The sequence below is a fragment of the Streptomyces sp. NPDC048106 genome (genome assembly GCF_040706415.1).
In the GTDB taxonomy this organism is placed as follows: Bacteria; Actinomycetota; Actinomycetes; order Streptomycetales; family Streptomycetaceae; genus Streptomyces.
Genome location: NZ_JBEZND010000017.1, coordinates 1 through 25,065, shown reverse-complemented (window position 1 = coordinate 25,065; position 25,065 = coordinate 1). Strand labels below are relative to the sequence as shown.

The 25,065-nt window shown below is 71.1% G+C and carries 21 protein-coding genes; 17 read left to right on the top strand and 4 right to left on the bottom strand.

Annotated features, from left to right (window positions below; all coding sequences use genetic code 11):
* The first annotated feature begins 97 nt into the window (after positions 1–97).
* Complete coding sequence (locus AB0927_RS18985; protein ID WP_366668767.1) at positions 98–1,225, top strand: ferrochelatase; 1,128 nt, start codon at positions 98–100, stop codon at positions 1,223–1,225.
* A gap of 8 nt (positions 1,226–1,233) precedes the next feature.
* A complete protein-coding gene (locus AB0927_RS18980; protein ID WP_366668766.1) occupies positions 1,234–2,070 on the top strand; it encodes an inositol monophosphatase family protein in 837 nt (278 codons plus the stop codon).
* A gap of 89 nt (positions 2,071–2,159) precedes the next feature.
* Here AB0927_RS18980 and AB0927_RS18975 read toward each other — a convergent pair whose 3' ends face one another.
* Entirely contained in the window at positions 2,160–2,333 is a 174-nt protein-coding gene (locus AB0927_RS18975; protein ID WP_285553251.1) for a hypothetical protein, read from the bottom strand.
* A gap of 412 nt (positions 2,334–2,745) precedes the next feature.
* Here AB0927_RS18975 and AB0927_RS18970 point away from each other — a divergent pair, with 412 nt between their 5' ends.
* The 4 genes from AB0927_RS18970 (at position 2,746) to AB0927_RS18955 (ending at position 6,279) form a co-directional block, all read left to right on the top strand.
* The gene (locus AB0927_RS18970) at positions 2,746–3,399 is read left to right on the top strand and encodes a response regulator transcription factor (protein ID WP_003993508.1); all 654 of its coding nucleotides are present in this window, start codon (positions 2,746–2,748) and stop codon (positions 3,397–3,399) included.
* Between the two features lie 6 nt (positions 3,400–3,405).
* Complete coding sequence (locus tag AB0927_RS18965; RefSeq protein ID WP_366668765.1) at positions 3,406–4,653, top strand: HAMP domain-containing sensor histidine kinase; 1,248 nt, start codon at positions 3,406–3,408, stop codon at positions 4,651–4,653.
* Positions 4,654–5,054: 401 nt separating this feature from the next.
* Positions 5,055–5,351 carry a DUF4193 domain-containing protein gene (locus tag AB0927_RS18960; protein ID WP_053655247.1) on the top strand — a complete coding sequence of 99 codons (297 nt, stop codon included), beginning with the start codon at positions 5,055–5,057 and terminating at the stop codon, positions 5,349–5,351.
* Positions 5,352–5,364: 13 nt separating this feature from the next.
* Entirely contained in the window at positions 5,365–6,279 is a 915-nt protein-coding gene (locus AB0927_RS18955) for a hypothetical protein (protein WP_366668764.1), read from the top strand.
* 98 nt (positions 6,280–6,377) lie between these two features.
* Here the strand turns inward: AB0927_RS18955 and AB0927_RS18950 are convergent, their stop codons facing one another.
* Positions 6,378–6,860, bottom strand: coding sequence for a DUF3093 domain-containing protein (locus tag AB0927_RS18950; RefSeq protein WP_366668763.1), 483 nt, complete (start codon positions 6,858–6,860; stop codon positions 6,378–6,380).
* A 113-nt stretch (positions 6,861–6,973) separates the two neighbouring features.
* Here AB0927_RS18950 and AB0927_RS18945 point away from each other — a divergent pair, with 113 nt between their 5' ends.
* The 8 genes from AB0927_RS18945 (at position 6,974) to AB0927_RS18910 (ending at position 14,458) form a co-directional block, all read left to right on the top strand.
* Positions 6,974–7,558, top strand: a complete 585-nt coding sequence (locus tag AB0927_RS18945) for a PaaI family thioesterase (protein WP_366668762.1) — start codon at positions 6,974–6,976, stop codon at positions 7,556–7,558.
* Positions 7,555–8,133 (top strand): dUTP diphosphatase, encoded by a 579-nt coding sequence (gene dut, locus AB0927_RS18940; RefSeq protein ID WP_366668761.1) that lies wholly within the window; start codon positions 7,555–7,557, stop codon positions 8,131–8,133. Before AB0927_RS18945 ends, dut begins: the two co-directional genes overlap by 4 nt.
* Before the next feature lies 1 nt (position 8,134).
* Positions 8,135–8,899, top strand: coding sequence for a DUF3710 domain-containing protein (locus AB0927_RS18935; protein ID WP_366668760.1), 765 nt, complete (start codon positions 8,135–8,137; stop codon positions 8,897–8,899).
* A 125-nt stretch (positions 8,900–9,024) separates the two neighbouring features.
* Entirely contained in the window at positions 9,025–9,711 is a 687-nt protein-coding gene (locus AB0927_RS18930; RefSeq protein WP_366668759.1) for an ABC transporter ATP-binding protein, read from the top strand.
* Between the two features lie 123 nt (positions 9,712–9,834).
* Positions 9,835–12,450, top strand: coding sequence for a sensor histidine kinase KdpD (locus AB0927_RS18925; protein WP_366668758.1), 2,616 nt, complete (start codon positions 9,835–9,837; stop codon positions 12,448–12,450).
* The gene (locus AB0927_RS18920) at positions 12,444–13,157 is read left to right on the top strand and encodes a response regulator (protein ID WP_366668757.1); all 714 of its coding nucleotides are present in this window, start codon (positions 12,444–12,446) and stop codon (positions 13,155–13,157) included. Before AB0927_RS18925 ends, AB0927_RS18920 begins: the two co-directional genes overlap by 7 nt.
* A 113-nt stretch (positions 13,158–13,270) precedes the next feature.
* Entirely contained in the window at positions 13,271–13,669 is a 399-nt protein-coding gene (locus AB0927_RS18915; protein ID WP_366668756.1) for an OB-fold nucleic acid binding domain-containing protein, read from the top strand.
* Between the two features lie 3 nt (positions 13,670–13,672).
* The gene (locus AB0927_RS18910) at positions 13,673–14,458 is read left to right on the top strand and encodes a DUF3159 domain-containing protein (RefSeq protein ID WP_366668755.1); all 786 of its coding nucleotides are present in this window, start codon (positions 13,673–13,675) and stop codon (positions 14,456–14,458) included.
* Between the two features lie 116 nt (positions 14,459–14,574).
* On the opposite strand, the gene AB0927_RS18905 is transcribed toward AB0927_RS18910, so the two are convergent.
* Both AB0927_RS18905 and AB0927_RS18900 read right to left on the bottom strand, forming a co-directional pair.
* Positions 14,575–15,249, bottom strand: a complete 675-nt coding sequence (locus AB0927_RS18905; protein ID WP_366668754.1) for a TrkA family potassium uptake protein — start codon at positions 15,247–15,249, stop codon at positions 14,575–14,577.
* Positions 15,249–15,920, bottom strand: a complete 672-nt coding sequence (locus AB0927_RS18900; protein ID WP_366668753.1) for a TrkA family potassium uptake protein — start codon at positions 15,918–15,920, stop codon at positions 15,249–15,251. Before AB0927_RS18900 ends, AB0927_RS18905 begins: the two co-directional genes overlap by 1 nt.
* Positions 15,921–16,311: 391 nt before the next feature.
* Here AB0927_RS18900 and AB0927_RS18895 point away from each other — a divergent pair, with 391 nt between their 5' ends.
* From AB0927_RS18895 to AB0927_RS18885, 3 genes are all read left to right on the top strand, one after another.
* Positions 16,312–18,360 carry an APC family permease gene (locus tag AB0927_RS18895; RefSeq protein WP_366668752.1) on the top strand — a complete coding sequence of 683 codons (2,049 nt, stop codon included), beginning with the start codon at positions 16,312–16,314 and terminating at the stop codon, positions 18,358–18,360.
* A 164-nt stretch (positions 18,361–18,524) separates the two neighbouring features.
* A complete protein-coding gene (locus tag AB0927_RS18890) occupies positions 18,525–19,853 on the top strand; it encodes a TRAM domain-containing protein (protein ID WP_366668751.1) in 1,329 nt (442 codons plus the stop codon).
* Between the two features lie 2,390 nt (positions 19,854–22,243).
* Positions 22,244–24,130 carry a DEAD/DEAH box helicase gene (locus tag AB0927_RS18885; protein WP_366668750.1) on the top strand — a complete coding sequence of 629 codons (1,887 nt, stop codon included), beginning with the start codon at positions 22,244–22,246 and terminating at the stop codon, positions 24,128–24,130.
* Positions 24,131–25,065: the final 935 nt, after the last annotated feature.

Genomic DNA, 25,065 nt, shown 5'->3' with positions numbered 1-25,065 from the left:
CGATATGTCAGCGGGACATCTCGCCATGAACCGCCTTGATCCCGACTCCTCGTCCCGCGGTTGCCGGGGGACCGGTGCCGGGTGGCAGGATCGAGACATGCCAGACGCGCTCGATGCCACCCCGTACGACGCCCTGCTCCTGCTCTCCTTCGGCGGCCCGGAAGGCCCCGACGACGTGGTCCCGTTCCTGGAGAACGTCACGCGCGGGCGCGGCATCCCGAAGGAACGCCTGAAGGAAGTCGGGCAGCACTACTTCCGGTTCGGCGGGGTCAGCCCCATCAACGGCCAGAACCGCGCCCTGCTCCAGGCCCTGCGCGAGGACTTCGCCGAGCACGGCCTGGACCTGCCGGTCTACTGGGGCAACCGCAACTGGGCGCCGTACCTGACCGACACCCTGCGCGAGATGGTCGCCGACGGCCGCCGCCGCGTCCTGGTCCTCGCCACCAGCGCCTACGCCTCCTACTCGGGCTGCCGCCAGTACCGCGAGAACCTCGCCGACGCGCTGGCCGCCCTGCGGGCCGAGGGCCTGGAGCCGCCGAAGGTCGACAAGCTGCGGCACTACTTCAACCACCCCGGCTTCGTCGAACCGATGATCGACGGTGTGCTGCGCTCCCTCGCCGACCTCCCCGACGACGTCCGCGACGGCGCCCACATCGCCTTCAGCACCCACTCCATCCCCACGGCCGCCGCCGACACCTCAGGCCCCGTCGAGGCCCACGGCGAGGGCGGGGCCTACGTCGCGCAGCACCTGGACGTGGCCCGGCTGATCGCCGACGCGGTCCGCGAGCGCACCGGCGTGGACCACCCCTGGCGCCTCGTCTACCAGTCCCGCTCCGGCGCCCCGCACATCCCCTGGCTGGAGCCCGACATCTGCGACCACCTCCAGGAGCTGCACGCGGCCGGCGTCCCGGCGGTCGTCATGGCCCCCATCGGCTTCGTCTCCGACCACATGGAGGTCCTCTACGACCTCGACACGGAGGCCACGGCCAAGGCCGGGGAACTGGGCCTGCCGGTGCGCCGCTCGGCCACCGTGGGCGCCGACCCCCGGTTCGCCGCCGCCGTGCGCGAGCTGATCCTGGAGCGTGCCGCCACCGAGCGCGGCCAGGACAACACCCCCTGCGCCCTGGGCAGCCTGGGCGCGAGCCACGACGTCTGCCCGGTCGGCTGCTGCCCCTCCCGGGCGGCCCGCCCGGCCGCCGCCGGCGCCGACAGCCCCTACGCGTGAGGAGACCCGTGACCGACGCCCTGCACCGGGAACTGCTGCGGCTGGCCCAGGAGGCCGCCCGCCGCGCCGGCGAGCTGCTGCGGGACGGCCGCCCGGCCGACCTCGCCGTGGCCCGGACCAAGTCCAGCCCGATCGACGTCGTCACCGAGATGGACATCGCGGCCGAGAAGCTGATCACCGATCTGATCGCCGGGCAGCGCCCCGACGACGGTTTCCTCGGCGAGGAGGGCGCCTCCGCCGCCGGCACCAGCGGTGTGCGCTGGGTGATCGACCCGCTCGACGGCACCGTGAACTACCTCTACGGCCTGCCCACCTGGGCGGTGTCCATCGCGGCCGAACAGGACGGCGAGACCGTCGCCGGGGTCGTCGCGGCCCCGATGCGCGGTGAGACCTACCACGCGGTACGCGGTGGCGGCGCCTGGGCCACCGGCGCGTGGGAGGGCGAACGGGCGCTCGCCTGCCGCCCCGCGCCCCCGCTGGACCAGGCGCTGGTCTCCACGGGCTTCAACTACGTCGGCCACGTCCGGACCCACCAGGCCGAGGTGGCCGCCAGGATCATCCCGCTGGTCAGGGACATCCGGCGCGGCGGCTCCGCGGCCATCGACCTGTGCGACGTGGCCTGCGGCCGGCTCGACGGGTACTACGAGCGCGGACTGAACCCCTGGGACTACGCGGCGGGGGACCTCATCGCCCGGGAGGCGGGCGCGCTGACCGGTGGACGGCCCGGAGAGGCCCCGTCACGGGAACTGACGGTCGCGGGGACCCCGGGCGTCTTCGAGCCCCTCCAGGGGCTGCTGGAGGACTTCGGGGCCTGGCGCGACGGACGGTCCGACGCGGACGGCTGACGCCCCGCCCGTACGACGCGAAGGGACCCCGGCGCTGGATTCGCCGGGGTCCCTTCGCATACCGCTGCCGCGCCTGCGCGCTCGGCCGGTCAGACGCGCGAGGCGCCGACCTCCACACCGTGTTCGGCGGCGAGGCGGCGCAGGTCGTCCAGCTCTGCCTGCTCCACCTCCACGAGGAAGTCGTCGCCCTCGTCGCGGGCCCGCGACAGGTCGGACTCGGTCGTCTTTATGCGCTGGAGAAGTCCTGCGGTGAAAGCGTCCATGCTGCGCCCCCTCGTCCTGGGTCGGTGGGTCGGTGGCACGGGGGTGTGCCGTGGGAAAGGACGATCACGTCTCCCGCAGGTGCCCGGCGCGCCCGGCCGGGCGGCTACGGTGCCGGACACCCGCGCCCGCCCTGCACAAGCGGATCGTGAGGTACCGCATGGTGCTGCGGCACATGCAGAGCGTGATCGCGGGGTGTAAACCCGTCCTCCCCCCGCCTCCCGTCCCGGAAACCTCAACGGTGGAGAAAATCTCGTATTCCCGCCCCCGACGCCCGTCCCTGCGGTCCGGCCCCCCCGCTTACAGCCGACTTATGACCGAAAAGGGCAGGATGGAGGTCACACTCCACGAACACCCCTGCCCGCGGCGGCGCCCCGGAGCGCTACGCGGGTGGACACAGGAAGGACAACGGACGTGCGCGTACTCGTCGTCGAGGACGAGCAGCTGCTCGCCGATGCGGTGGCCACCGGACTGCGCCGGGAGGCCATGGCCGTCGACGTCGTGTACGACGGCGCGGCCGCCCTGGAGCGCATCGGCGTCAACGACTACGACGTGGTCGTCCTCGACCGCGACCTCCCCCTCGTGCACGGCGACGACGTCTGCCGCAAGATCGTCGAGCTCGGCATGCCCACCCGGGTGCTCATGCTCACCGCCTCCGGAGACGTCAGCGACCGCGTCGAGGGCCTGGAGATCGGCGCCGACGACTATCTGCCCAAGCCGTTCGCGTTCAGCGAGCTGATCGCCCGCGTGCGCGCCCTCGGCCGCCGCACCAGCGTGCCCCTGCCGCCCGTCCTGGAGCGCGCGGGCATCAAGCTGGACCCGAACCGCCGCGAGGTGTTCCGCGACGGCAAGGAGGTCCAGCTCGCGCCCAAGGAGTTCGCGGTCCTGGAGGTGCTGATGCGCAGCGAGGGCGCGGTCGTCTCGGCGGAACAGCTGCTGGAGAAGGCCTGGGACGAGAACACCGACCCGTTCACCAACGTGGTCCGGGTGACGGTCATGACCCTGCGCCGCAAACTCGGCGAGCCCCCCGTGATCGTCACCGTGCCCGGCTCCGGCTACCGGATCTGACCCGCCATGGCCACGACCCCCGCGCCCCCGCAGGCGCCCCCGAAGCCCACCTGGGACCCGCGGCGGCCCCAGCCGCCCTTCCCCTGGCTGCGGCCCACCATCCGCATACGGCTCACGCTGCTGTACGGCGGCATGTTCCTGATCGCCGGCATCCTGCTGCTGTCGATCATCTACCTGCTCGCCGCGCAGGCCATCAGCACCGGCAACCAGCCGCTGTTCAAGATCGTCAGCTTCCAGGAGCTGAAGGTCTCCAGCGACAACTGTCCCGCGATCAACACCACCAGCCTGCCGCTGGCGGACTTCAACGACGCGATCAGCCAGTGCGTGGACCACCAGCGCCAGGCCGCCCTGGACAACCTGCTCAGCCGCTCCCTGCTGGCCCTGCTGGGCCTCGCCGTCATCGCCTTCGCGTTCGGGTACGCGATGGCCGGCCGGGTGCTGTCCCCGCTCGGCCGGATCACCCGCACCGCCCGCGCGGTGGCGGGCTCGGACCTGTCCCGCCGGATCGAGCTGGACGGCCCGGACGACGAGCTCAAGGAGCTGGCGGACACCTTCGACGAGATGCTGGAGCGCCTCCAGCGGGCCTTCACCGCCCAGCAGCGCTTCGTCGGCAACGCCTCGCACGAGCTGCGCACCCCGCTCGCGATCAACCGCACCCTCCTGGAGGTCCACCTCTCCGACCCGGGCGCGCCGGTGGAGCTCCAGCAGCTCGGCAAGACGCTGCTGGCCACCAACGAGCGCAGCGAGCAGCTGGTCGAGGGCCTGCTGCTGCTCGCCCGCAGCGACAACCAGATAGTGGAGCGCAAACCGGTCGACCTGGCCGAGGTGGCGGGCCAGGCGATCGACCAGGTGCGTTCCGAGGCGGAGGCCAAGGGCGTGGTGATCCGCGGCGAGCGGAAACCGGCCGTCGTGCAGGGAAACGGCGTGCTCCTGGAGCGGATCGCCCTGAACCTCGTCCAGAACGCCGTGCGGTACAACGTGGTCGAGGAGGGGTGGGTCCAGGTGGACACCGAGGTCCAGCACGGACAGGCGGTGCTCACCGTCTCGAACACCGGCCCGGTGGTTCCGGCGTACGAGATCGACAACATCTTCGAGCCCTTCAGGCGGCTGCGCACCGAGCGCACGGGCAGCGACAAGGGCGTCGGCCTCGGCCTCTCCATCGTGCGGTCCGTGGCGAGGGCGCACGGCGGGCACATCGTGGCGCAGCCCCGAGAGGGGGGTGGACTCGTGATGCGTGTGACACTTCCGCTGTGATCCACGGCCGATCCATCGACACGCACGAGAAATGTTCGCTGCACGCGGAATTTTCCAGAGGCTGAATGGGCTTGCCTCTGTGTGATCGATCACATGGGCGGATTTCCGGCCATGTACTGTCAGTGATCATGACAGGGGCTGGAAAGCCCGGAAAGTCCTGGTTTTCAGGGCTCTTGATCACGGGAAGTACACGATGGGGCGCCTTTGAGGTGCGGTATTCGAAGCGTGTACGGTCCTCACCGCCATCCAAGCCGATCACTCTTGAGGGATCGGGTTGGGTGTCGATTGAGTAACAGCCCTTGATGTGAGGCAAAATCTCCGCCTCAGGTCGGGCACAAGTCCGGCCTCTCACGCGTTACGTGCGCTGGAGACACCGCAGACACCCAGAGGGGGAGAGCGATATGGCAACCGACTACGACACTCCACGCAAGACCGACGATGACGTCGACTCGGACAGCCTGGAAGAACTGAAGGCTCGGCGCAACGACAAGACCACATCCTCGGTCGACGTCGACGAGTTCGAGGCCGCCGAGGGGCTGGAACTGCCCGGAGCGGACCTCTCGAACGAGGAACTGGCCGTCCGGGTCCTGCCGAAGCAGCAGGACGAGTTCACCTGCATGAGCTGCTTCCTGGTCCACCACCGCAGCCAGCTGGCCCGCGAGAAGAACGGTCAGCCGATCTGCCGCGACTGCGACTGAGGACGGGTCGGCCATGACTGGCTCGACCCCTCCCCGGAAGCGCCGCTTCCCCCTGCGGAAAGCGGACCAAGGGCCGCTCGACGGCCCACTCGGCGCGCGTGACGACGGGCGTGGCTCCCCGGACCCGGGAGCCACGCTCGAACCGACGGCGGACCGGGCCGACCACCCGGTGCCGAAGCGGGGGCGCGCGCCTGTCGCCAGGCGGCGGGCGCGTGTCATCCGGGGCAAGGCCCGGGTCATCGCCCGGGAAGGCGCCCGCAGGAGCGGTGACCGCGCTCGCGCGGGTCTGGCGTATCTCGCGGACCGCGTCATCGACATCGCCCCGCGGGTGCCCGTACGCGACCTCGCGGCCCTGCGCAGGCAGTTCCCGGGCCTGGGACCCGAGGAGCTGGCCGACAAGCTGGTGGCGGGCGCCGCGGCCGGGACCTCGACCATCGGGGCCGGGATCGGCGCGGCGGCGATGCTGCCCGTACCGCCCGCCCTGCCGACCGAACTGGCCGCGGAGATCACCGGGGTCGCGGCGGTCGAACTGAAGCTCATCGCGGAACTGCACGAGGTCTACGGCGTCCGCCCGCCGGGCGGCCTCAAGGTCCGCAGCACCGCGTATCTGTCCTCCTGGTCGGGGGAGCGCGGCATCGACGTGATGAAGCCGTCGACGTACGACGCGGCCCTCGGCGGCCGCATGAAGCGCGAACTGCGCCAGCAGATCATGAAGCGGATGGTGCGGGACATGCCCACGCTGATGCCGTTCATGGTGGGCGCCGCGGTCGGGGCGGTCCTGAACCGCCGGGACACCAGAAGACTCGCGGCCCGCGTCCGCGCCGACCTGCGCAAGGTCCAGGTGCCCTGGGAGGAGCTGGAGCAGCTGCCGCCCCTGGAACAGCCTGCGAAGCCCCTGAGACTGCGCGACCTCCCGAAGGGGCTCTGAGCCCGCCCCGAGCCCGCTACGCCCCCTCCTGAGCCCGTTCGAGGCCGTTGAGGGGTGCGCCGAGCAATGCCCCGGGGATGTTCCGAGGCGGCGGGTTGCTAGCTCTCCGTGGAGCTGTGGGCGTGCGCCTTCCGCGCCGCCTCGATCGCCGCCGCCAACTGCTCCGGCTCCCGCGTCGACAGGTACAGGTACGGCGTCGGGTCCTCGGGATCCGTGACGATCACCCGCAGGGCCCTCGGGATGTACGCGCGCAGCAGCAGGAACGCGCGGACATCGGCCTTGTGCGTGCGCCAGGCGCGGGCCTCCTCCGGCTCCAGCACCTCCGACTCGCCCAGCGCCGACACCGGGATCTTCGCCTCCCCCGCGATCAGCGAGTCGCCCACCACGCGGATGCGCGGGGAACCGTACGAGCTGGCGACCACCGCGGCCGCGGCCGTACCGCCGACCAGGCCGCCGAGGATCGGCAGGGTGCCGAACGGGAAGAGGATCAGGGCGAAGGAGACGCCCACGAAGAAGCTGATCAGCCACCACGAGCGGGGGGCGGTGAGGCGTTCTTCGTAGGGGGTGGCGGAGAGCTGCATGAAACCAAGCTTGGCACGGGATCCTGTACGCGCCGGAACGAGGGTGGGGCCGACGCGAAGCGCTGTCAGGCGGGGCGGTGACGGGTGGCGGGCGGGCTGTAAGGTCTGCGCTCGTGAGTGGTAGTTCCGCAAGCCTTCAGCCCCCAGCCGACGCGGTGAAACCGGTACGGCACCCCGACGCGCCCGCGCCCGGGGAGCTCCTCGGCGCCCACTACGAACACTGCTTCGGCTGCGGCCCCGGGCAGCCGCACGGGCTGCACCTGGAGGCACGGGCCGGCGAGGGCGTCACGCTGACCGCCGAGTTCACCGTCCAGGCCGCCCACCAGGGCGCTCCCGGCCTCGCGCACGGCGGGGTGCTGGCCACCGCCCTGGACGAGACCCTGGGCTCGCTGAACTGGCTGCTGCGGACCATCGCCGTGACCGGACGGCTGGAGACCGACTACGTGCGGCCCGTGCCCGTCGGCACCACGCTCCATCTGACGGCCGAGGTCACCGCCGTCGCCGGGCGGAAGATCTACTCCAGCGCCGTCGGCCGCCTCGACGGCCCCGACGGGCCGGTCGCCGTCCGCGCCGACGCCCTCTTCATCGAGGTGAAGGTCGACCACTTCACCGAACACGGCCGCCCCAAGGAGATCGAGGCCGCGATGAGCGACCCCGACCAGGTGCGGCGGGCCCGTGCCTTCGAGGTGAACCCGTGAGCCCCCGGACGCCCGGAAGTCCCGCCGGCCGTCCCCCGCTGGACGTGCTGATCCGGCGCGTGGACCCGGACGTGCCGCTTCCGGCGTACGAGCACCCCGGGGACGCCGGCGCCGATCTGCGCACCACGCAGGCGTGCGAGCTGGCCCCCGGTGAGCGGGCCGTTCTGCCCACGGGGGTGTCGATCGCCCTCCCGGAGGGGTACGCGGCCTTCGTGCACCCGCGGTCCGGTCTCGCGGCCCGCTGCGGTGTCGCCCTGGTGAATGCTCCAGGGACGGTTGATGCCGGGTACCGTGGGGAGATCAAGGTGATCGTGGTGAATCTCGACCCGCGCGAGAGCGTGCGGTTCGAGCGCTTCGACCGGATTGCCCAACTGGTCGTCCAGCAGGTCGAGAGGGTCCGCTTCCAGGAGGTCGCGGAGCTTCCCGGCTCCGCGCGGGCCGAAGGGGGCTTCGGGTCCACCGGTGGCCATGTCGCGGTGGGCGACGAGAGCGGCACAAGCGGTCGGTCCGCCGAGGGCGGTCCGACGGGTGGGAATCGATACGCTTCGGTCGTATCCGACCGGGAAGGACAGTGACGTGTTCGGACGTCGCAACAAGAAGGGTGCCGCCGAGGACGCGGCCGGCGAGGCCGAGCAGGTCGTCGACAGCGTCGACACCGAGGCGGACGAGGAAGCTGAGGCCGAGCGCGAGCGCGTCCGGCTGGAGCCCGGCCCCCGGCCCGACGGGCCGTGGGACAGCACCGAGGTGCGCGACCCGGCCGAGGGCCGCGTGGATCTCGGCGGTCTGTTCGTGCCGGGCGTGGACGGCATGGAGCTGCGGGTCGAGGTCGCGGGTGACGCGATCGTCGCCGCGACCGTCGTCCTGCAGGACAGCGCCGTCCAGCTCCAGGCCTTCGCCGCGCCCAAGCGCGAGGGCATCTGGGGCGAGGTCCGCGAGGAGATCGCGAGCGGGATCACCCAGCAGGGGGGCATCGTCGACGAGGTCGAGGGCCCGCTCGGCTGGGAGCTGCGGGCCCAGGTGCCGGTGCAGCTGCCGGACGGCACGGGTGGTTTCCAGGTGGTGCGGTTCGTCGGCGTCGACGGCCCCCGCTGGTTCCTGCGCGGCGTGATCTCCGGGCAGGGCGCGGTGCAGCCGCAGGCCGCCGGGCTGCTGGAGCAGATCTTCCGGGACACGGTCGTGGTCCGCGGCGAGGGCCCGATGGCGCCCCGCGACCCGATCGTCCTCAAGCTGCCGAACGACGCCCAGATGGTTCCCGAGGGGGTCCAGCAGGAGGAGGGTTCGCGGTTCTCCGGCGGTATGGGTCAGTTGCAGCGGGGACCGGAGATCACGGAAGTCCGCTGACGGTTTCGACGGACGGGCCGCGCCTTCGGGGTGCGGCCCGTTTTTCGTGGCCGGGGGAGCCGCGGGCGTTGTCGGCCGGCCGGCGGGCCGGGATACTGGCGCCCCAGGGGCTTCCGGGGGGCGGCATGGCCATGGTGCGGGTGGCGGGGGTCCACAAGTCGTACGGGCGCGGGGCCACGGCCGTGCACGCCCTGCGCGGCGTCTCCTTCGAGGTGGCACCCGGAGAACTGGTCGCCCTCAAGGGCCGCTCGGGGTCGGGGAAGACGACCTTGCTCAACCTCGTCGGCGGCCTGGACACGCCGGACCGGGGGCGGGTCGAGGTGGACGGCCGGCGGCTGGCGGAGCTGGGCGAGAACGAACTGCTGCGACTGCGCCGGGACCGGATCGGGTTCGTCTTCCAGTCCTTCGGGCTGATCCCCATCCTGACGGCGGCCGAGAACGTGGGCGTACCGCTGCGGCTGCGCCGCACCGACCCGCGCGAGCGCGACGAGCGGGTCGGCCTCCTGCTGTCCCTCGTCGGGCTGGCCCCGCACGCCGCCCAGCGGCCCGGCGAACTCTCCGGCGGCCAGCAGCAACGCGTGGCCGTCGCCCGCGCCCTCGCCAACCGCCCCGCCCTCCTGATCGCCGACGAACCGACCGGCCAACTGGACGCGGAGACCGCCCACTCCGTCATGCGGCTCCTGCACGGCGTCGTCCACACCGACTCCCCGGAGCCGCGCCCCTGCGCCCTCGTCGCCACCCACGACCCCACCCTGCTCGACCTGGCCGACCGCGTCCTGGAACTGCGCGACGGCACCCTGGTGACTCCCTGATCCCCACCCCCATCAGGGTTTCGTCAAAGACCCCCGGCATGCCCGGCCCTATCCCCTTCGTCCCCGTCGTTGGCCGTAAGGTCGACGCTGCGTAGGCAGGGGTGAGCGGAAGACAATGGAGCCATGGCACGCGGGAAGCTGCGGATCTATCTCGGGGCGGCGCCGGGGGTCGGAAAGACGTACGCGATGCTCGCCGAGGCGCACCGCCGAACCGAGCGCGGCACGGACTGCGTGGTGGCGTTCGTGGAGCACCACGAGCGGCCGCGCACCGAGGTGATGCTGCACGGCCTCGAACAGGTGCCTCGCAAGGAGCTGGAGTACCGCGGGGGCGTCTTCGGGGAGATGGACGTCGACGCCGTGCTGCGCAGGGCGCCCGCCGTCGCCCTGGTGGACGAACTCGCGCACACCAACATCCCCGGCTCGCGCAACGCCAAGCGGTGGCAGGACGTCGAGGAGCTGCTCGCCGCCGGGATCGACGTCGTCTCGACCGTCAACATCCAGCACCTGGAATCACTCGGCGACGTGGTCGAGTCCATAACCGGGGTGCGGCAGCGCGAGACCGTGCCCGACGAGGTCGTACGGCGGGCCGCTCAGATCGAGCTGGTCGACATGTCCCCGGAGGCGCTGCGCCGCCGGATGGCGCACGGGAACATCTACCAGCCCGACAAGGTCGACGCGGCGCTGTCCAACTACTTCCGCCCCGGCAACCTCACCGCCCTGCGCGAGCTGGCGCTGCTGTGGGTCGCCGACCGGGTGGACGAGTACCTGAAGCAGTACCGCAGCGATCACCGGGTCTCGAAGATCTGGGGTTCGCGCGAGCGGATCGTGGTCGGGCTGACCGGCGGACCCGAGGGCCGCACGCTCATCCGCCGGGCCGCCCGGCTCGCCGAGAAGGGCGCCGGGGGCGAGGTCCTCGCCGTCTACATCGCCCGCAGCGACGGGCTGACGGCCGCCTCCCCGAAGGAGCTGGCCGTGCAACGCACCCTCGTGGAGGACCTCGGCGGCACCTTCCACCACGTGGTCGGCGACGACATACCGGCCGCGCTCCTGGACTTCGCCCGCGGCGTCAACGCCACCCAGATCGTGCTCGGCTCCTCGCGCCGCAAGGCCTGGCAGTACGTCTTCGGACCCGGCGTCGGCGCCACCGTCGCCCGCGACTCCGGCCCCGACCTCGACGTCCACATCGTCACCCACGAGGCGGTCGCCAAGGGCCGCGGACTGCCCGTGGCCCGCGGCGCCCGGCTCGGCCGTACGCGGATCATCTCGGGCTGGGCCATGGGGATCGCGGGACCGGCCGTGCTCGCGCTGGTGCTGAACAGCGTCGACATCGGCCTCGCCAACGACATGCTGCTGTTCCTGGCCGTCACGGTCGCGGCGGCCCTGCTCGGCGGCCTGCTGCCCGCCCTCGCCTCGGTGGCCTTCGGCTCGCTGCTGCTGAACTACTTCTACACGCCGCCCCTGCACCGCTTCACCATCGCCGACCCGAAGAACATCGTCGCCATAGTGATCTTCTTCGGCGTCGCCGTGTCGGTCGCCTCCGTGGTGGACCTCGCCGCCCGCCGCACCCACCAGGCGGCCCGGCTGCGCGCCGAGTCCGAGATCCTGTCCTTCCTCGCCGGCAACGTGCTGCGCGGCGAGACCAGCCTGGAGGAGCTGCTGGAGCGGCTCCGCGAGACCTTCGCCATGGAGTCGGCCGCCCTGCTGGAGCGGCAGAGCGACGTCGAGCCGTGGACCTGCGCGGGCCGCGCCGGCCTCGGGCCCGCCCTGGAGCGCCCGGAGGACGCCGACGTCGACATGCCCGTCGGCGACCACATGGCCCTCGCCCTGACCGGCCGGGTGCTGCCCGCCGAGGACCGCAGGGTGCTCGCCGCCTTCGGCGCCCAGGCCGCCGTCGTGCTCGACCGCAGGCGCCTGCGGGAGGAGGCCGACCGGTCCCGCGCGCTCGCCGAGGGCAACCGCATCCGCACCGCCCTGCTGGCCGCCGTGAGCCATGACCTGCGCACTCCGCTCGCCGGGATCAAGGCCGCCGTCTCCTCCCTGCGCTCCGCCGACGTCGACTGGTCCGAGGAGGACCGGGCCGAGCTGCTGGAGGGCATCGAGGAGGGCGCCGACCGGCTCGACCACCTCGTCGGCAACCTCCTGGACATGTCCCGCCTGAACACCGGCACCGTCACCCCGCTGATCCGCGAGATCGACGTGGACGAGGTCGTACCGATGGCCCTGGGCGGCGTGCCGGAGGACAGCGTCGAACTGGACGTGCCCGAGACCCTGCCGATCATCCTGGCCGACCCCGGGCTGCTGGAGCGCGCGGTGGCCAACCTCGTGGAGAACGCCGTCAAGTACAGCCCGCCCGGCCGGCGCGTCCTGGTCTCCGCCAGCGCCCTCGCCGACCGGGTCGAGGTCCGCGTGGTGGACCGCGGGCCCGGCGTGCCGGACGCGGCCAAGGACCGTATCTTCGAACCCTTCCAGCGCTACGGCGACGCCCCGCGCGGTGCGGGCGTCGGGCTCGGCCTCGCCGTCGCCCGCGGTTTCGCCGAGGCCATGGGCGGGACCCTGAACGCGGAGGACACACCCGGCGGCGGCCTCACCATGGTCCTGAGCCTGCGCAGCGCCCACGGGACGGAACCGGTGACAGAATCCCCCGGAGCGGCGGCCACCCCCGTCCCGGGCGGCGCGGAACCCGCCTCCGGCGACGATGGGCCGGGCGGCGCGGAACGAGAAAGGCAGACCCTATGCTGAGCCCGAGCGGGGACCGGACCCCCACGCGGGTCCTCGTGGTCGACGACGAGCCGCAGATCGTGCGCGCCCTCGTGATCAACCTCAAGGCACGCAAGTACGAGGTCGACGCGGCCGCCGACGGCAGGACCGCCCTCGACCTCGCCGCCTCCCGCCACCCCGACGTGGTCGTCCTCGACCTGGGCCTGCCCGACATGGACGGCGTCGAGGTGATCAAGGGTTTGCGCGGCTGGACCCGGGTGCCGATCCTCGTGCTGTCCGCGCGTCACACCTCCGACGAGAAGGTCGAGGCCCTGGACGCGGGCGCCGACGACTACGTCACCAAGCCGTTCGGCATGGACGAGCTGCTGGCCCGGCTGCGCGCCGCCGTACGCCGCGCCGAGCCGGTCGGCGCCGGCGAGGACGGCATGACCACCGTGGAGACCGAGGGGTTCACCGTCGACCTGGCCGCGAAGAAGGTCAACCGCGGCGGACGGGACGTCCGGCTCACCCCCACGGAGTGGCACCTCCTGGAGGTGCTGGTCCGCAACACCGGCCGCCTGGTCAGCCAGAAGCAGCTCCTCCAGGAGGTGTGGGGGCCGTCGTACGGCACCGAGACGAACTACCTGCGCGTCTACATGGCCCAGCTTCGCCGCAAGCTGGAGGCCGACCCCTCGCACCCCCGGCACTTCATCACCGAGCCCGGAATGGGCTACCGGTTCGAGAAGTGACCGCGAAGCGACCCGCGAAGTGATCCGGGAATGTTCCGAGAAGTGAGGTTGCGCGCACCGGTAAGTGTGAGCGGGGATACGGCGCCGCCGTTGGGCCCCGGTACGCTTCAGATATGAGTGCTGTTCCTCGTTCCGAAAAGCCGGCCGGCCGGTTCCGGCGCATGCTCGACCGGCTCTCCTCGTCGCAGGAGGACCTGGAGTCCGAGGAGCTGCGCGAGGACGCCGAGACGGCGGGTTGCACGAAGATCGGCGACTGCCAGGACCGGCAGATCGTCACCGTAACTGGTACCTTGCGCACAGTCACCCTGCGTCCGCGTGCCGGAGTCCCGGCCCTGGAGGCCGAGCTGTTCGACGGCTCCGCGGCGCTGGACGTGGTGTGGCTCGGCAGGCGTTCCATCGTGGGCATAGAACCGGGGCGCAAGCTGATCGCATCGGGCCGGATCTCGCTGAGCCGGGGCCGCCGGGTGCTGTTCAACCCGAAGTACGAACTGCGACCCCTCGGACGGGAGTAGCCGGTGACGTCCCTCGACAAGCCGACCGAAGACACCGACCAGACCCCGCCCGGCGCGCCCGGCGAAGGAGACGCCCGTGCGGTGACGGAGGCGGCGCTGTTCGAGGCCTTCGGCGGCGTCCGCGGCATGGTCGAGACGGTCGTGCCCGGCCTCCTCTTCGTCGCGATCTACACGGTCAACAAGAACCTGCACCTCTCGGCGATCGCCGCGCTGGCCGTCTCCGTGATCCTGGTCGTGGTCCGGCTCGCCATGAAGGACACCGTCAAGCACGCCTTCAGCGGTGTGTTCGGCGTGGCCTTCGGCGTGGTGTTCGCCATGTTCACCGGCAACGCCAAGGACTTCTACCTGCCCGGCATGCTCTACACGCTGGGCCTCGCGCTCGCGTACATCGTCACCACCCTCGCCGGGGTGCCGCTGATCGGTGTCGTGCTGGGCCCGGTCTTCAAGGAGAACCTCTCCTGGCGCACCCGCAACCCGGGCCGCAAGAAGGCCTACGCCAAGTCGAGTTGGGCCTGGGGCCTGATCCTGCTCGCCAAGTGCGCGATCCTCTTCCCGCTGTACTGGTGGTCCGACACCACCCGGCTCGGCTGGGTCCTCATCGCCCTGAAGATCCCGCCCTTCCTGCTGGCCGTCTGGCTCACCTGGGTCTTCCTCGCCAAGGCGCCCGCGCCCATCGACGTCTTCGCGGAGATGGAGGCCGAGGAGCAGGCCGAGAAGGCCGAGAAGGAGCGCAAGGCCGCGCTGGCCGCGGAGGCCGGCGAGCCCGCACCGGGCCGGCACCGCCGGTAGGACACCGGTAGGCGTTCACCACCGGCAGACGTCACCGTCGTACGGAAGTACGTCGCCGCCATGACGACGAAGGGCGCCCTGGGTGACCAGGGCGCCCTTCCATGTGCTCGGGGCCGTCAGCCCTCTTCCTGCCTGCGCACCGACAGCAGCTCCTCCAGCTGCTGCTCCCGGGCCTGCGCCGCCACGAAGAGCAGCTCGTCGCCCGGCTCCAGGGAGTCCTCCCGGGACGGGGTCAGCACCCGGGTGCCGCGGATGATGGTCACCAGCGAGGTGTCCTCCGGCCAGCGCACGTCGCCGACCTGGGTGCCGGCCAGGGCCGACTCCTCGGGCAGCGTCAGCTCCACCAGGTTGGCGTCGCCGTGGCTGAAGCGCAGCAGCCGCACCAGGTCGCCGACGCTCACCGCCTCCTCGACCAGGGCGGACATCAGCCGCGGGGTGGAGACGGCCACGTCCACGCCCCAGGCCTCGTTGAACAGCCACTCGTTCTTGGGGTTGTTGACGCGGGCGACGACACGCGGCACGCCGTACTCCGTCTTGGCGAGCAGCGACACCACCAGGTTGACCTTGTCGTCACCGGTGGCGGCGATCACCACGTTGCAGCGCTGGAGCGCCGCCTCGTCCAGGGACGTGATCTCGCAGGCGTCGGCCAGCAGCCACTCCGCCTGCGGCACCCGCTCCACCGAGATGGCGGTCGGGGCCTTGTCGACGAGCAGCACCTCGTGGCCGTTCTCCAGCAGCTCGGCGGCGATCGAGCGGCCGACGGCGCCGGCTCCGGCAATGGCGACCCTCATCAGTGACCGCCCTCCTCTTCCGGGCCCCCGGCGAACGCCGCCTCGACCTTGTCCACGTCGTCCGTCCGCATCATCACGTGCACGAGGTCGCCCTCCTGCAACACCGTCTGGGAGGTGGGCAGGATCGCCTCGCCCAGCCGGGTCAGGAACGCCACCCGGACGCCCGTGTCCTCCTGCAACCTGCTGATCTTGTGGCCGACCCACTTCGGGGAGGCGTGCACCTCGGCGAGCTGTACCCCGCCGGTGGGGTCGCGCCACAGCGGCTCGGCCCCCGACGGCAGCAGCCGGCGCAGCATCTGGTCGGCGGTCCAGCGGACGGTGGCCACCGTCGGGATGCCGAGGCGCTGGTAGACCTCGGCGCGCCGGGGGTCGTAGATGCGGGCGGCCACGTTCTCCACGCCGAACATCTCGCGCGCGACCCGCGCGGAGATGATGTTGGAGTTGTCGCCGCTGGAGACGGCCGCGAACGCGCCCGCCTCCTCGATCCCCGCCTCGCGCAGGGTGTCCTGGTCGAAGCCGACTCCGGTGACCCGGCGGCCCCCGAACCCCGGTCCCAGCCGACGGAAGGCGGTCGGGTCCTGGTCGATCACGGCGACCGTGTGCCCCTGTTGCTCCAGGGTCTGGGCGAGAGCGGAGCCTACTCGCCCGCAGCCCATGATGACGATGTGCACGACCGTCCTTCCGAATGTCAAAGAGTCGCTGGCTTGGCCTTAACAGGTTCTCAGACCGCCGACCAAGCTACACACGCATCACCCCCGGCGGGCACCCCTGTACCCACCTCGGTCCGCTCGCGCGGCCCATCCGCTCATCTGCGAGTGATGCTGCGCACGCTGCACAAGGTCAGGATTCCGAGGCCGGCCAGCGCGAGCACGGCCCCGATCAGCTCAGCGGTCGGCGGCATGGGGCCTCCACAGGTCGGTGACAGACGGGGTTTGCCATCTAGGCACGACCCGAGTCCGTCCCACGGAATCCGTACATCACTCCGCTGCCGAGTTCACCCATGGGGAAGATATTGCGGACAGGGTGGGCGGCTGCCAGTTCGAAGGCTTACGATCCTCTCTCGTGTCCAAACTGACCGACGTGCCCAAACGGATCCTGATCGGGCGCGCACTGCGCAGTGACCGGCTGGGGGAGACCCTCCTGCCGAAGCGCATCGCACTGCCCGTCTTCGCCTCCGACCCGCTGTCCTCCGTCGCCTACGCGCCGGGGGAGGTTCTGCTGGTCCTGTCCATCGCGGGCGTGTCGGCGTACCACTTCAGCCCCTGGATCGCGGTCGCGGTCGTCGTGCTGATGTTCACCGTGGTCGCCTCCTACCGCCAGAACGTGCACGCCTACCCGAGCGGCGGCGGCGACTACGAGGTGGCGACCACCAACCTCGGCCCCAAGGCCGGCCTCACCGTCGCGAGCGCCCTGCTCGTCGACTACGTGCTGACCGTCGCGGTCTCCATCGCCTCCGGCATCGAGAACCTCGGCTCGGCCGTCCCGTTCGTGGTCGAGCACAAGGTGCTCTGCGCGACCGCCGTGATCGTCCTGCTGACGCTGATGAACCTGCGCGGCGTCAGGGAGTCCGGCAAGCTCTTCGCGATCCCGACGTACGTCTTCGTCGGCGGCGTCTTCGTCATGATCCTCTGGGGCGCGTTCCGCGGCCTGGTGCTCGGCGACGCCATGCGCGCGCCGACCGCCGACTACCACATCAGGGCAGAGCACCAGGGCCTCGCGGGCTTCGCCCTCGTCTTCCTGCTGCTGCGCGCCTTCTCCTCCGGCTGCGCGGCGCTCACCGGCGTCGAGGCGATCTCCAACGGCGTCCCGGCCTTCCGCAAGCCCAAGTCGAAGAACGCGGGCACCACGCTGGCGATGATGGGCCTGCTGGCCGTCACCATGTTCTGCGGCATCATCGCGCTGGCCGCGACGACCAAGGTGCGCATGGCCGAGAACCCGGCCACCGACCTCATCCACAACGGCCACCCGATCGGCTCCGGCTACGTCCAGAACCCGGTGATCTCCCAGGTCGCCGAGGCGGTCTTCGGCAAGGGCAGCCTCCTGTTCATCGTGCTGGCGGCCGCGACCGCGCTGGTGCTGTTCCTCGCGGCGAACACCGCGTACAACGGCTTCCCGCTGCTCGGCTCGATCCTCGCCCAGGACCGCTATCTGCCCCGCCAGCTGCACACCCGCGGCGACCGGCTCGCCTTCTCCAACGGCATCGTGCTGCTCGCCGGCGCCGCCGCGCTGTTGACGGTGATCTACGGCGCCGACTCCACGCGTCTGATCCAGCTCTACATCGTCGGCGTGTTCGTGTCCTTCACGCTGAGCCAGACCGGCATGGTCCGGCACTGGAACCGCCACCTCGCGGTCGAGAAGGACCAGGCCAAGCGCCGCCACATGATGCGCTCGCGGGCGATCAACACCTTCGGCGCCTTCCTCACCGGCCTGGTGCTGGTCGTCGTGCTGGTCACCAAGTTCACGCACGGTGCCTGGGTGGCGCTGCTGGGCATGTGCATCTTCTTCGCGACCATGACCGCGATCCGCAAGCACTACGACCGCGTCGCCGAGGAGATCGCCGCGCCCGAGGAGCCGGACGACGACATGGTCCGCCCCTCCCGCGTGCACTCCGTGGTGCTGATCTCCAAGATCCACCGCCCGACCCTGCGGGCCCTGGCCTACGCCAAGCTGATGCGCTCCGACAGCCTGGAGGCGCTCACGGTCAACGTGGACGCGGCCGAGACGAAGGCGCTGCGCGACGAGTGGGAGCGGCGCGGCATCGACGTACCGCTCAAGGTCCTCGACTCGCCCTACCGCGAGGTCACCCGGCCGGTGATCGAGTACGTCAAGGGGCTGCGCAAGGAGTCCCCGCGCGACGCGGTCTCCGTGATCATCCCGGAGTACGTGGTCGGCCACTGGTACGAGCACCTGCTGCACAACCAGAGCGCCCTGCGCCTCAAGGGCCGCCTGCTGTTCACGCCCGGCGTGATGGTCACCTCGGTGCCCTACCAGCTGGCCTCCTCCGAGGCGGCCCGGGTCAGGGCCCGCAGGCGCCAGGAGTGGAGCGCCCCGGGTGCGGTGCGCCGCGGCCCGGCGGGGGAGCGGCCGAAGGAGCCGTCGGCGAAGGACTGACGGGGACGCGAATTCGGGTCCGGGGCGGCGAGGCCGTAGACTGGTGGGCTGTTGTCGGTCCACCGGCTGCGCTCGACCGCCCCGGACCCGTTGCCGTCTTTCTCCGAACCCCGCCGTATCCCGCTGTATCCCTCTGTCGACAACTCGATCTGGAGTCACCCACCATGCAGGCAGAACCGACCACGTCTCTGGTGGGCGAGGAGTACGAGGTCGAGATCGGCCCCGTCGCCCATGGCGGCCACTGCATCGCCCGTACCGCCGAGGGGCAGGTCCTCTTCGTGCGGCACGCGCTGCCCGGCGAGCGGGTGGTGGCGAAGGTGACCGAGGGCGAGAAGGGCGCCCGCTTCCTGCGCGCGGACGCCGTACGGATCCTGGAGGCGTCCAAGGACCGCATCGAGGCCCCCTGCCCCTTCGCCGGGCCCGGCCGCTGCGGCGGCTGCGACTGGCAGCACGCCAAGCCGGGAGCCCAGCGCCGGCTGAAGGCGGACGTGCTCGCCGAGCAGCTCAGGCGGCTCGCGGGCCTCACCCCGGAGCAGGCGGGCTGGGACGGCACCGTGGTGCCGGCCGAGGGCGACAAGCTGCCCGCCGGGGAGGTGCCGCAGTGGCGCACCCGGGTGCAGTACGCCGTCGACGCCGAGGGCCACGCGGGGCTGCGCCGCCACCGCTCGCACGAGGTCGAGCGCATCGACCACTGCATGATCGCGGCGCCCGGCGTCTCCGAGCTGGGCGTCGAGAAGCACGACTGGGCCGGCATGGAGTCGGTCGAGGCGATCGCGGCGACGGGCTCCCAGGACCGCCAGGTGATCCTCACCCCGCGTCCGGGCGGCCGCCTCCCCCTGGTCGAGCTGGACAAGCCGGTCTCGGTGCTGCGGGTCGACGAGAAGTCCGGCGGCGTGCACCGCGTCCACGGCCGCCCCTTCGTCCGCGAGCGCGCGGACGGCCGTACCCACCGCGTCGGCGCCGGCGGCTTCTGGCAGGTCCACCCGAAGGCGGCGGACACCCTCGTCACCGCCGTGATGCAGGGCCTGCTCCCGCGCAAGGGCGAGATGGCCCTCGACCTCTACTGCGGAGTGGGCCTCTTCGCCGGCGCCCTCGCCGACCGCCTCGGCGACCAGGGCGCGGTCCTCGGCATCGAGTCCGGCAAGCGCGCCGTCGAGGACGCGCGCCACAACCTGGCCGACTTCCCCCGCGTCCGCATCGAACAGGGCAAGGTCGAATCCGTCCTCCCCCGTACCGGCATCACCGAGGTCGACCTCATCGTCCTCGACCCGCCCCGCGCCGGCGCCGGCCGCGACACGGTCCGCCACCTCGCGTCCCTGAGCGCCCGCCGCATCGCCTACGTGGCGTGCGACCCCGCGGCACTGGCCCGGGACCTGGGCTACTTCGGGGAGAACGGGTACCGGGTGCGGATGCTGCGGGCGTTCGACTTGTTCCCGATGACGCACCATGTGGAGTGCGTCGCCATCCTTGAACCGGTCGCGAAGAGCTCCTGACCTGCGGTTTTGGTGGGTGCGCATGATGTGCGCTATGGGCGTTACGGGCGATATCTTGACGCTCAAATGACGCTCTGCGAGGTATCTTGACGCTCATTTGACGCTCGTTCTGATGGGGCATCAGGTCTATCGCGTCGCTGTTCAGGTGGGCTCCTGGTTTCGTAGGTGTGGCGGGCTGCCGGGGACATCGGGGCCGCTTGCCCAGCCATCACCGTCACCGGCTCACAGCCCCGAGCCAGCCTGTCTGCTGCCCAGGCGCGGTTTTGGGCGACGGCAGCCGCCAGCGCCACCAGTCAAGTAGGCAGTTGTCCGGGTAATGCGACCGACCATGGGCCGCCCGGGGGAGCGGGCTCGGCCAGTCCGGCCGACGGGGCCTCCAGTGCGCCCTGTAACCTCTCGGCCAGGCCCGGACAGCCCGGCTCCGGATCCCGGACCGGAAGGGCGCCGGCCCAGCGGAGCAGGACGTTGCCTACCCTGGGGCGCCACAGCGCAGGCCCTCCACCAGCCTCCCTATGGCGATCGCGTACTTTGACGACCATGATGTCCGCTACACGGCCGACAGTTGGATGAGTGTTCCTTCCTCATGACTGCTTCGGAACCGGAAGCACACACGCGACACGCGAATTGCACCTAAGTCGTATGTCCGTATTCAGCAACTCTGTTACTCGATGCTCACCCACAGAGGAGTGAGCGGTAGGCTGTTTTCACTGCTCAAGCAGCGTGGCGGTCGCCCTCCGGGGCGACCGAGGATCGCAACCACTTGCCGTTGTGCAGGTAGCCGCTGGCGGCCAGGTGGCGGTCGCCCTCCGGGGCGACCGAGGATCGCAACCTCGCGCGGGGGCGGCGCCTGGCCGCCGGTACCGGTGTGGCGGTCGCCCTCCGGGGCGACCGAGGATCGCAACATCTGCAGGCCCAGGCGGGTGCCGATGAAGCGGGTCGTAGCGGTCGCCCTCCGGGGCGACCGAGGATCGCAACTGGGCGATCTCAATACGCCGGACAGAGAGCCGGACGTGGCGGTCGCCCTCCGGGGCGACCGAGGATCGCAACTCCAGCAACATCCGCTCGTCGTCAGTACGCGGCCCGGTGGCGGTCGCCCTCCGGGGCGACCGAGGATCGCAACTTGTGCCACAGGCTGAACCGGCTCATCCACGGCGAGTGGCGGTCGTCCTCCGGGGCGACCGAGGACCGCAACCCCATGCAGACGCCTGACGCGTCGTGGATCATGAGCTGGCGGTTGCCCTCCGAGGCGCCCGAGGATCGCAACGCCAAGACCCAGCTCAAGTACTTCGGCTGGGGCCCGGGCTGGCGGTTGCCCTCCGGAGCGACCGAGGATCGCAACGAGACGGACACCGGGCGCGTGCGGGTGTGGACCGGCATTGGCGGTCGCCCTCCGGAGCGACCGAGGATCGCAACGTCATGTCTGGAGACCTCATGCCCCAGCACTCCCCGACTGGCGGTCGTCCTCCGGAGCGACCGAGGATCGCAACCGCGATCTCCGTCTCGGTGCTGGCGTCCCCGAGGGCCCTGGCGGTCGTCCTCCGGGGCGGCCGAGGATCGCAACCACTGACCGGTGTCCGGGTTGTAGACGGCGGGCTGCTGGCGGTTGTCCTCCGGGGCGGCCCAGGATCGCAACACGTACAGCTCGTGCACCGACATCAGGTCGTCGGACCTGGCGGTCCTCCTCCGGGGCGACCGAGGATCGCAACCAGCTCACCACCCGTTAGCTGCAAGACGCCCTCGCCGAGCTGGCGGTCACCCTCCGGGGGGCCGAGGATCGCAACGATCCGGGAGGTGCCTGCGGGATGTCGTACGCGCCAGGCTAGCGGTCGCCCTCCGGGGCGACCGAGGGTTGCAATGCACACCACGCCGGTGGCCAGGGTGTGGCGGCCTCCTGGCGGTTGTCCTGGGGCGATCGTTGATCGTGAGTTGGACCTGTTGTGCCATCGGGTCTTCAACGCTCCTGCTGGCTTTGACCGGGATGCTGGAGAGGTGGTGGCTGCCAGGTCAGCAGGGATGGGGCGGCCCCGCGGCTCGGTGTTCCCGGTTCGGACCAGGGATTTGGGGGTGCTGATTGGAGTCTGAGAGCCGGTTGGTGTCCGAGGGTGCGGATACGGTCTTGGTCTCGGCTGGAGGGCGCCGTGCATCTGGCGGGGAGGAGAGGGTGTAGTGGCGGGTGTGTTGTATGCGCACAGCCTGAGTGGTGTCTCGGGGGTGCGGCACACGTTGGAGGACCACTTGCGTGGCTCGGCTGCGTTGGCGCGGCGTTTCGGGGAGGTGTTCGGGGCCGGGGAGTTGGCGGAGTATCTGGCCTTGGTGCACGACGTGGGCAAGGGGGCGTGTGCGTGGCAGGACGGGCTCCGGGCCGTCGAGGCGCGCAGAGGTGGGGGAGGGTGGGGGTTGGGCACAAGCATGCCGGCACGGTGCTGGCGGAGCGGTATACGCAGTTGGCGTGTGCGACGGTGGTGTTCGGGCATCACGGCGGGCTTCTAGACCCGGGGCGGCTGCCGGACGAGTTGCACAAGGGCCGTCCGGGCGGGTCGGAGGCTGCGCGGGTTCAGGAGGCGATCCGCGCTGTGGAGGGGATCGTTCCGGAGATTCACCGCTCGTCGCGGATCGCTCTGCCCGGCTGGCTGCTCGACCTGCCGAGGCGGGAGCAGGGCCTGGGGCTGGACCTGCTGGTGAGGATGCTGTTCTCCTGTGTTGTGGACGCGGACTACCTCGACACGTCCGCCCACTTCGAGGGTGCGGCGGTGCGGGTGGGGGAGCCGGCAGACATGGCGGCGGTGGTGGAGCGCTATGAGGCCCGGCGCAAGCGGTACCTGGCGGGGCGGGGGTCCTCGCCGGTGGATGCGCTGCGGCAGTCGGTGTACGAGCGGGCATGCGCGGCGGCGGGCGAGCCGGGCGTGTACGTGCTCCAGGTCCCCACCGATGGGGCGAAGACCATGGCCGCGGGAGCCTTCGCGCTGCGGCACGCGGCGCAGCACGGCAAGCGCCGTGTCGTTTTGGCGGTGCCGTTCATCTCGATCACGGAGCAGAACGCGGCCGTGTACCGGGACCTGCTCGACCCCGAGGACGCCGGCGGCGGGCCGGCGATGGTGCTGGAGCATCACAGTGCCGTGGACCTCGACGTGGAGGGGGCTGGGTTCGGCGAGCTGGCCGAGGAGCAGCGCGAGGCGTTGCGGCAGCGTGCCCGGACGGCGAAGCTGGCGGCGGAGAACTGGGACGCGCCGTTCGTGGTGACCACCACGGTCAGGCTGTTCGAGTCCCTCTTCTCCCACAAGCCGTCGCAGATGCGGCGTCTGCACAATCTGGCCGGCTCGGTGATCATCCTGGATGAGGTGCAGGCGCTGCCGGACCGTCTTCTCGCGCCGATCCTGAGCGGGCTGCGGGGGCTGGTGGATCACTTCGGGGCCACGGTGCTGCTGGTCTCGGCGACCCAGCCGTCGTTCTGGGAGCTGTCGGCGTGGAAGGGGCTGGAGCGGAAAGCGGTCATCGACGACCCGGCGGCGCTGTTCGATTCCCTGCGCAGGGTGGAGTACGAGTGGCGGACGGGGCAGGACGTCACGCTGGAGGCTCGGCCGGGGGGAGCCGGTCCAGGTGGTGTCGACCAGTCTGATCGAGGCGGGTGTGGACGTCGATTTCCCACGCGTGTACCGGGCGTGGGCGCCGCCGGAGCCCTACAAGTCCCCTGCAGCAGGCGGCCGGCCGCTGCAACCGCGACGGACGCCTGCCCTCCGGCACCGTCATCGTCTTCGACCCCGCAGACGGCAGCCGGCCGCGCAGCGACGAGTACCGCACCGCGGTGCAGACCGGGAAACAGTTCTTCGGACCGCATCCGCTCGCCGCGCCGGACGATCTCGACGCACTGCACCACTACTACCAGCGGCGATATTCGTACCAGCAGGGCGGGGACCCGGAAGCGGGGCTGGGGAGCGCACATCCAGAAGCTGCGGCGCGCCCTTGACTTCCCCGAGGTGGACCGCGAGTTCCAGATGATCGAAGACGAGCACAGTGTCCCGGTGGTCGTCATCCGGGACGAGCGTGACCGGGAGCAGATCGAAGAAGCCGTCGCACAGCTGACGGATCCGTTCCGGCCCTGCGGCCCGGAGGTGCTGCGCAGCCTCCAGCAGCACACGGCCTCCTTACCCAAGAGGGAAGCCGACGCCGCGCTGCGCTGCGGGCTGGCCGTCCCGGTGACGGGCGACCTGCTGCCCAGGGTGCATGCCGCATTTGAGTGTCGTCGACAACATCACGTTGCGATCCTCGGTCGCCCATGAGGGCGACCGCCACATCGTGTCCCGCCTGGTGCGGATCAAGGCCGCGCTGTTGCGATCCCCGGTCACTACGGAAAGCGACCGCCGCGAGGTGTCGACCGGGGCGCTTGTCTGCCATGACAGGGGTTGTGCTCGCGGCCGTCCTGGGAGGACGGCCCCCTTCCCTCGATTTCGGCACGGATGAAAGGCCGTTCGTTGTTGCGATCCTTGGCCACCCCAGAGGGGGTGACCGCCATCCCACGGTGACGATGCCAGCGACTGTGCGGCTATCGTCATTGCGGTCCTCGGTCCGCCAGGCAACGACGAACCGGGTTGACCGAGGCATCGGCTGTTGCGATCCGCGGTCGCCCCGAAGGGCGACCTCGGATCCGCGGGGCCCCGTCGTCAAGACCGGCTGCTGTTGCGATCCGCGGTCGCTCCGGAGGGGCCGACTGCCACGATCTTGCCGTTAGCACCCTTCCCCCATAACACGACGTTGCGATCCTCGCTCATCCCGGAGGGCGAGCGCCACGGTGCATGCCGCACCTGTGTGTCGTCGACGACATCACGTTGCGATCTTCGGTCATTCTGCAGAACGACTGCCACGCACGCCGAACATGCGGCCGTTCTCGGTGACTTGGTTACGATCCTCGGCCTCCCCGGTGGGCGACCACCATGACTCGGATACATCCGGGTCACCACGTGGCCAGAAGAATTGCGATCCTCGGCCGGCCATCCTGGAGGCCGGCCGTCAGGGCAAAGAGGGCATGGCCCAGGTCTTCCGCTTGTGTGCCGTTGCGATCCTCGATCGTCCCGGAAGGCGCCCGCCACTCCCGCAGCCAGCGCACCTTGTCGGTGATCCACTAAGGGCTGTCCCGTAAATGATCTTTGATGTGCCGGGTGACCTGGTGGTTTCTGCGTCACCCGGCAAGGACGAGGTTGTGCAGGCGGGAGATGCC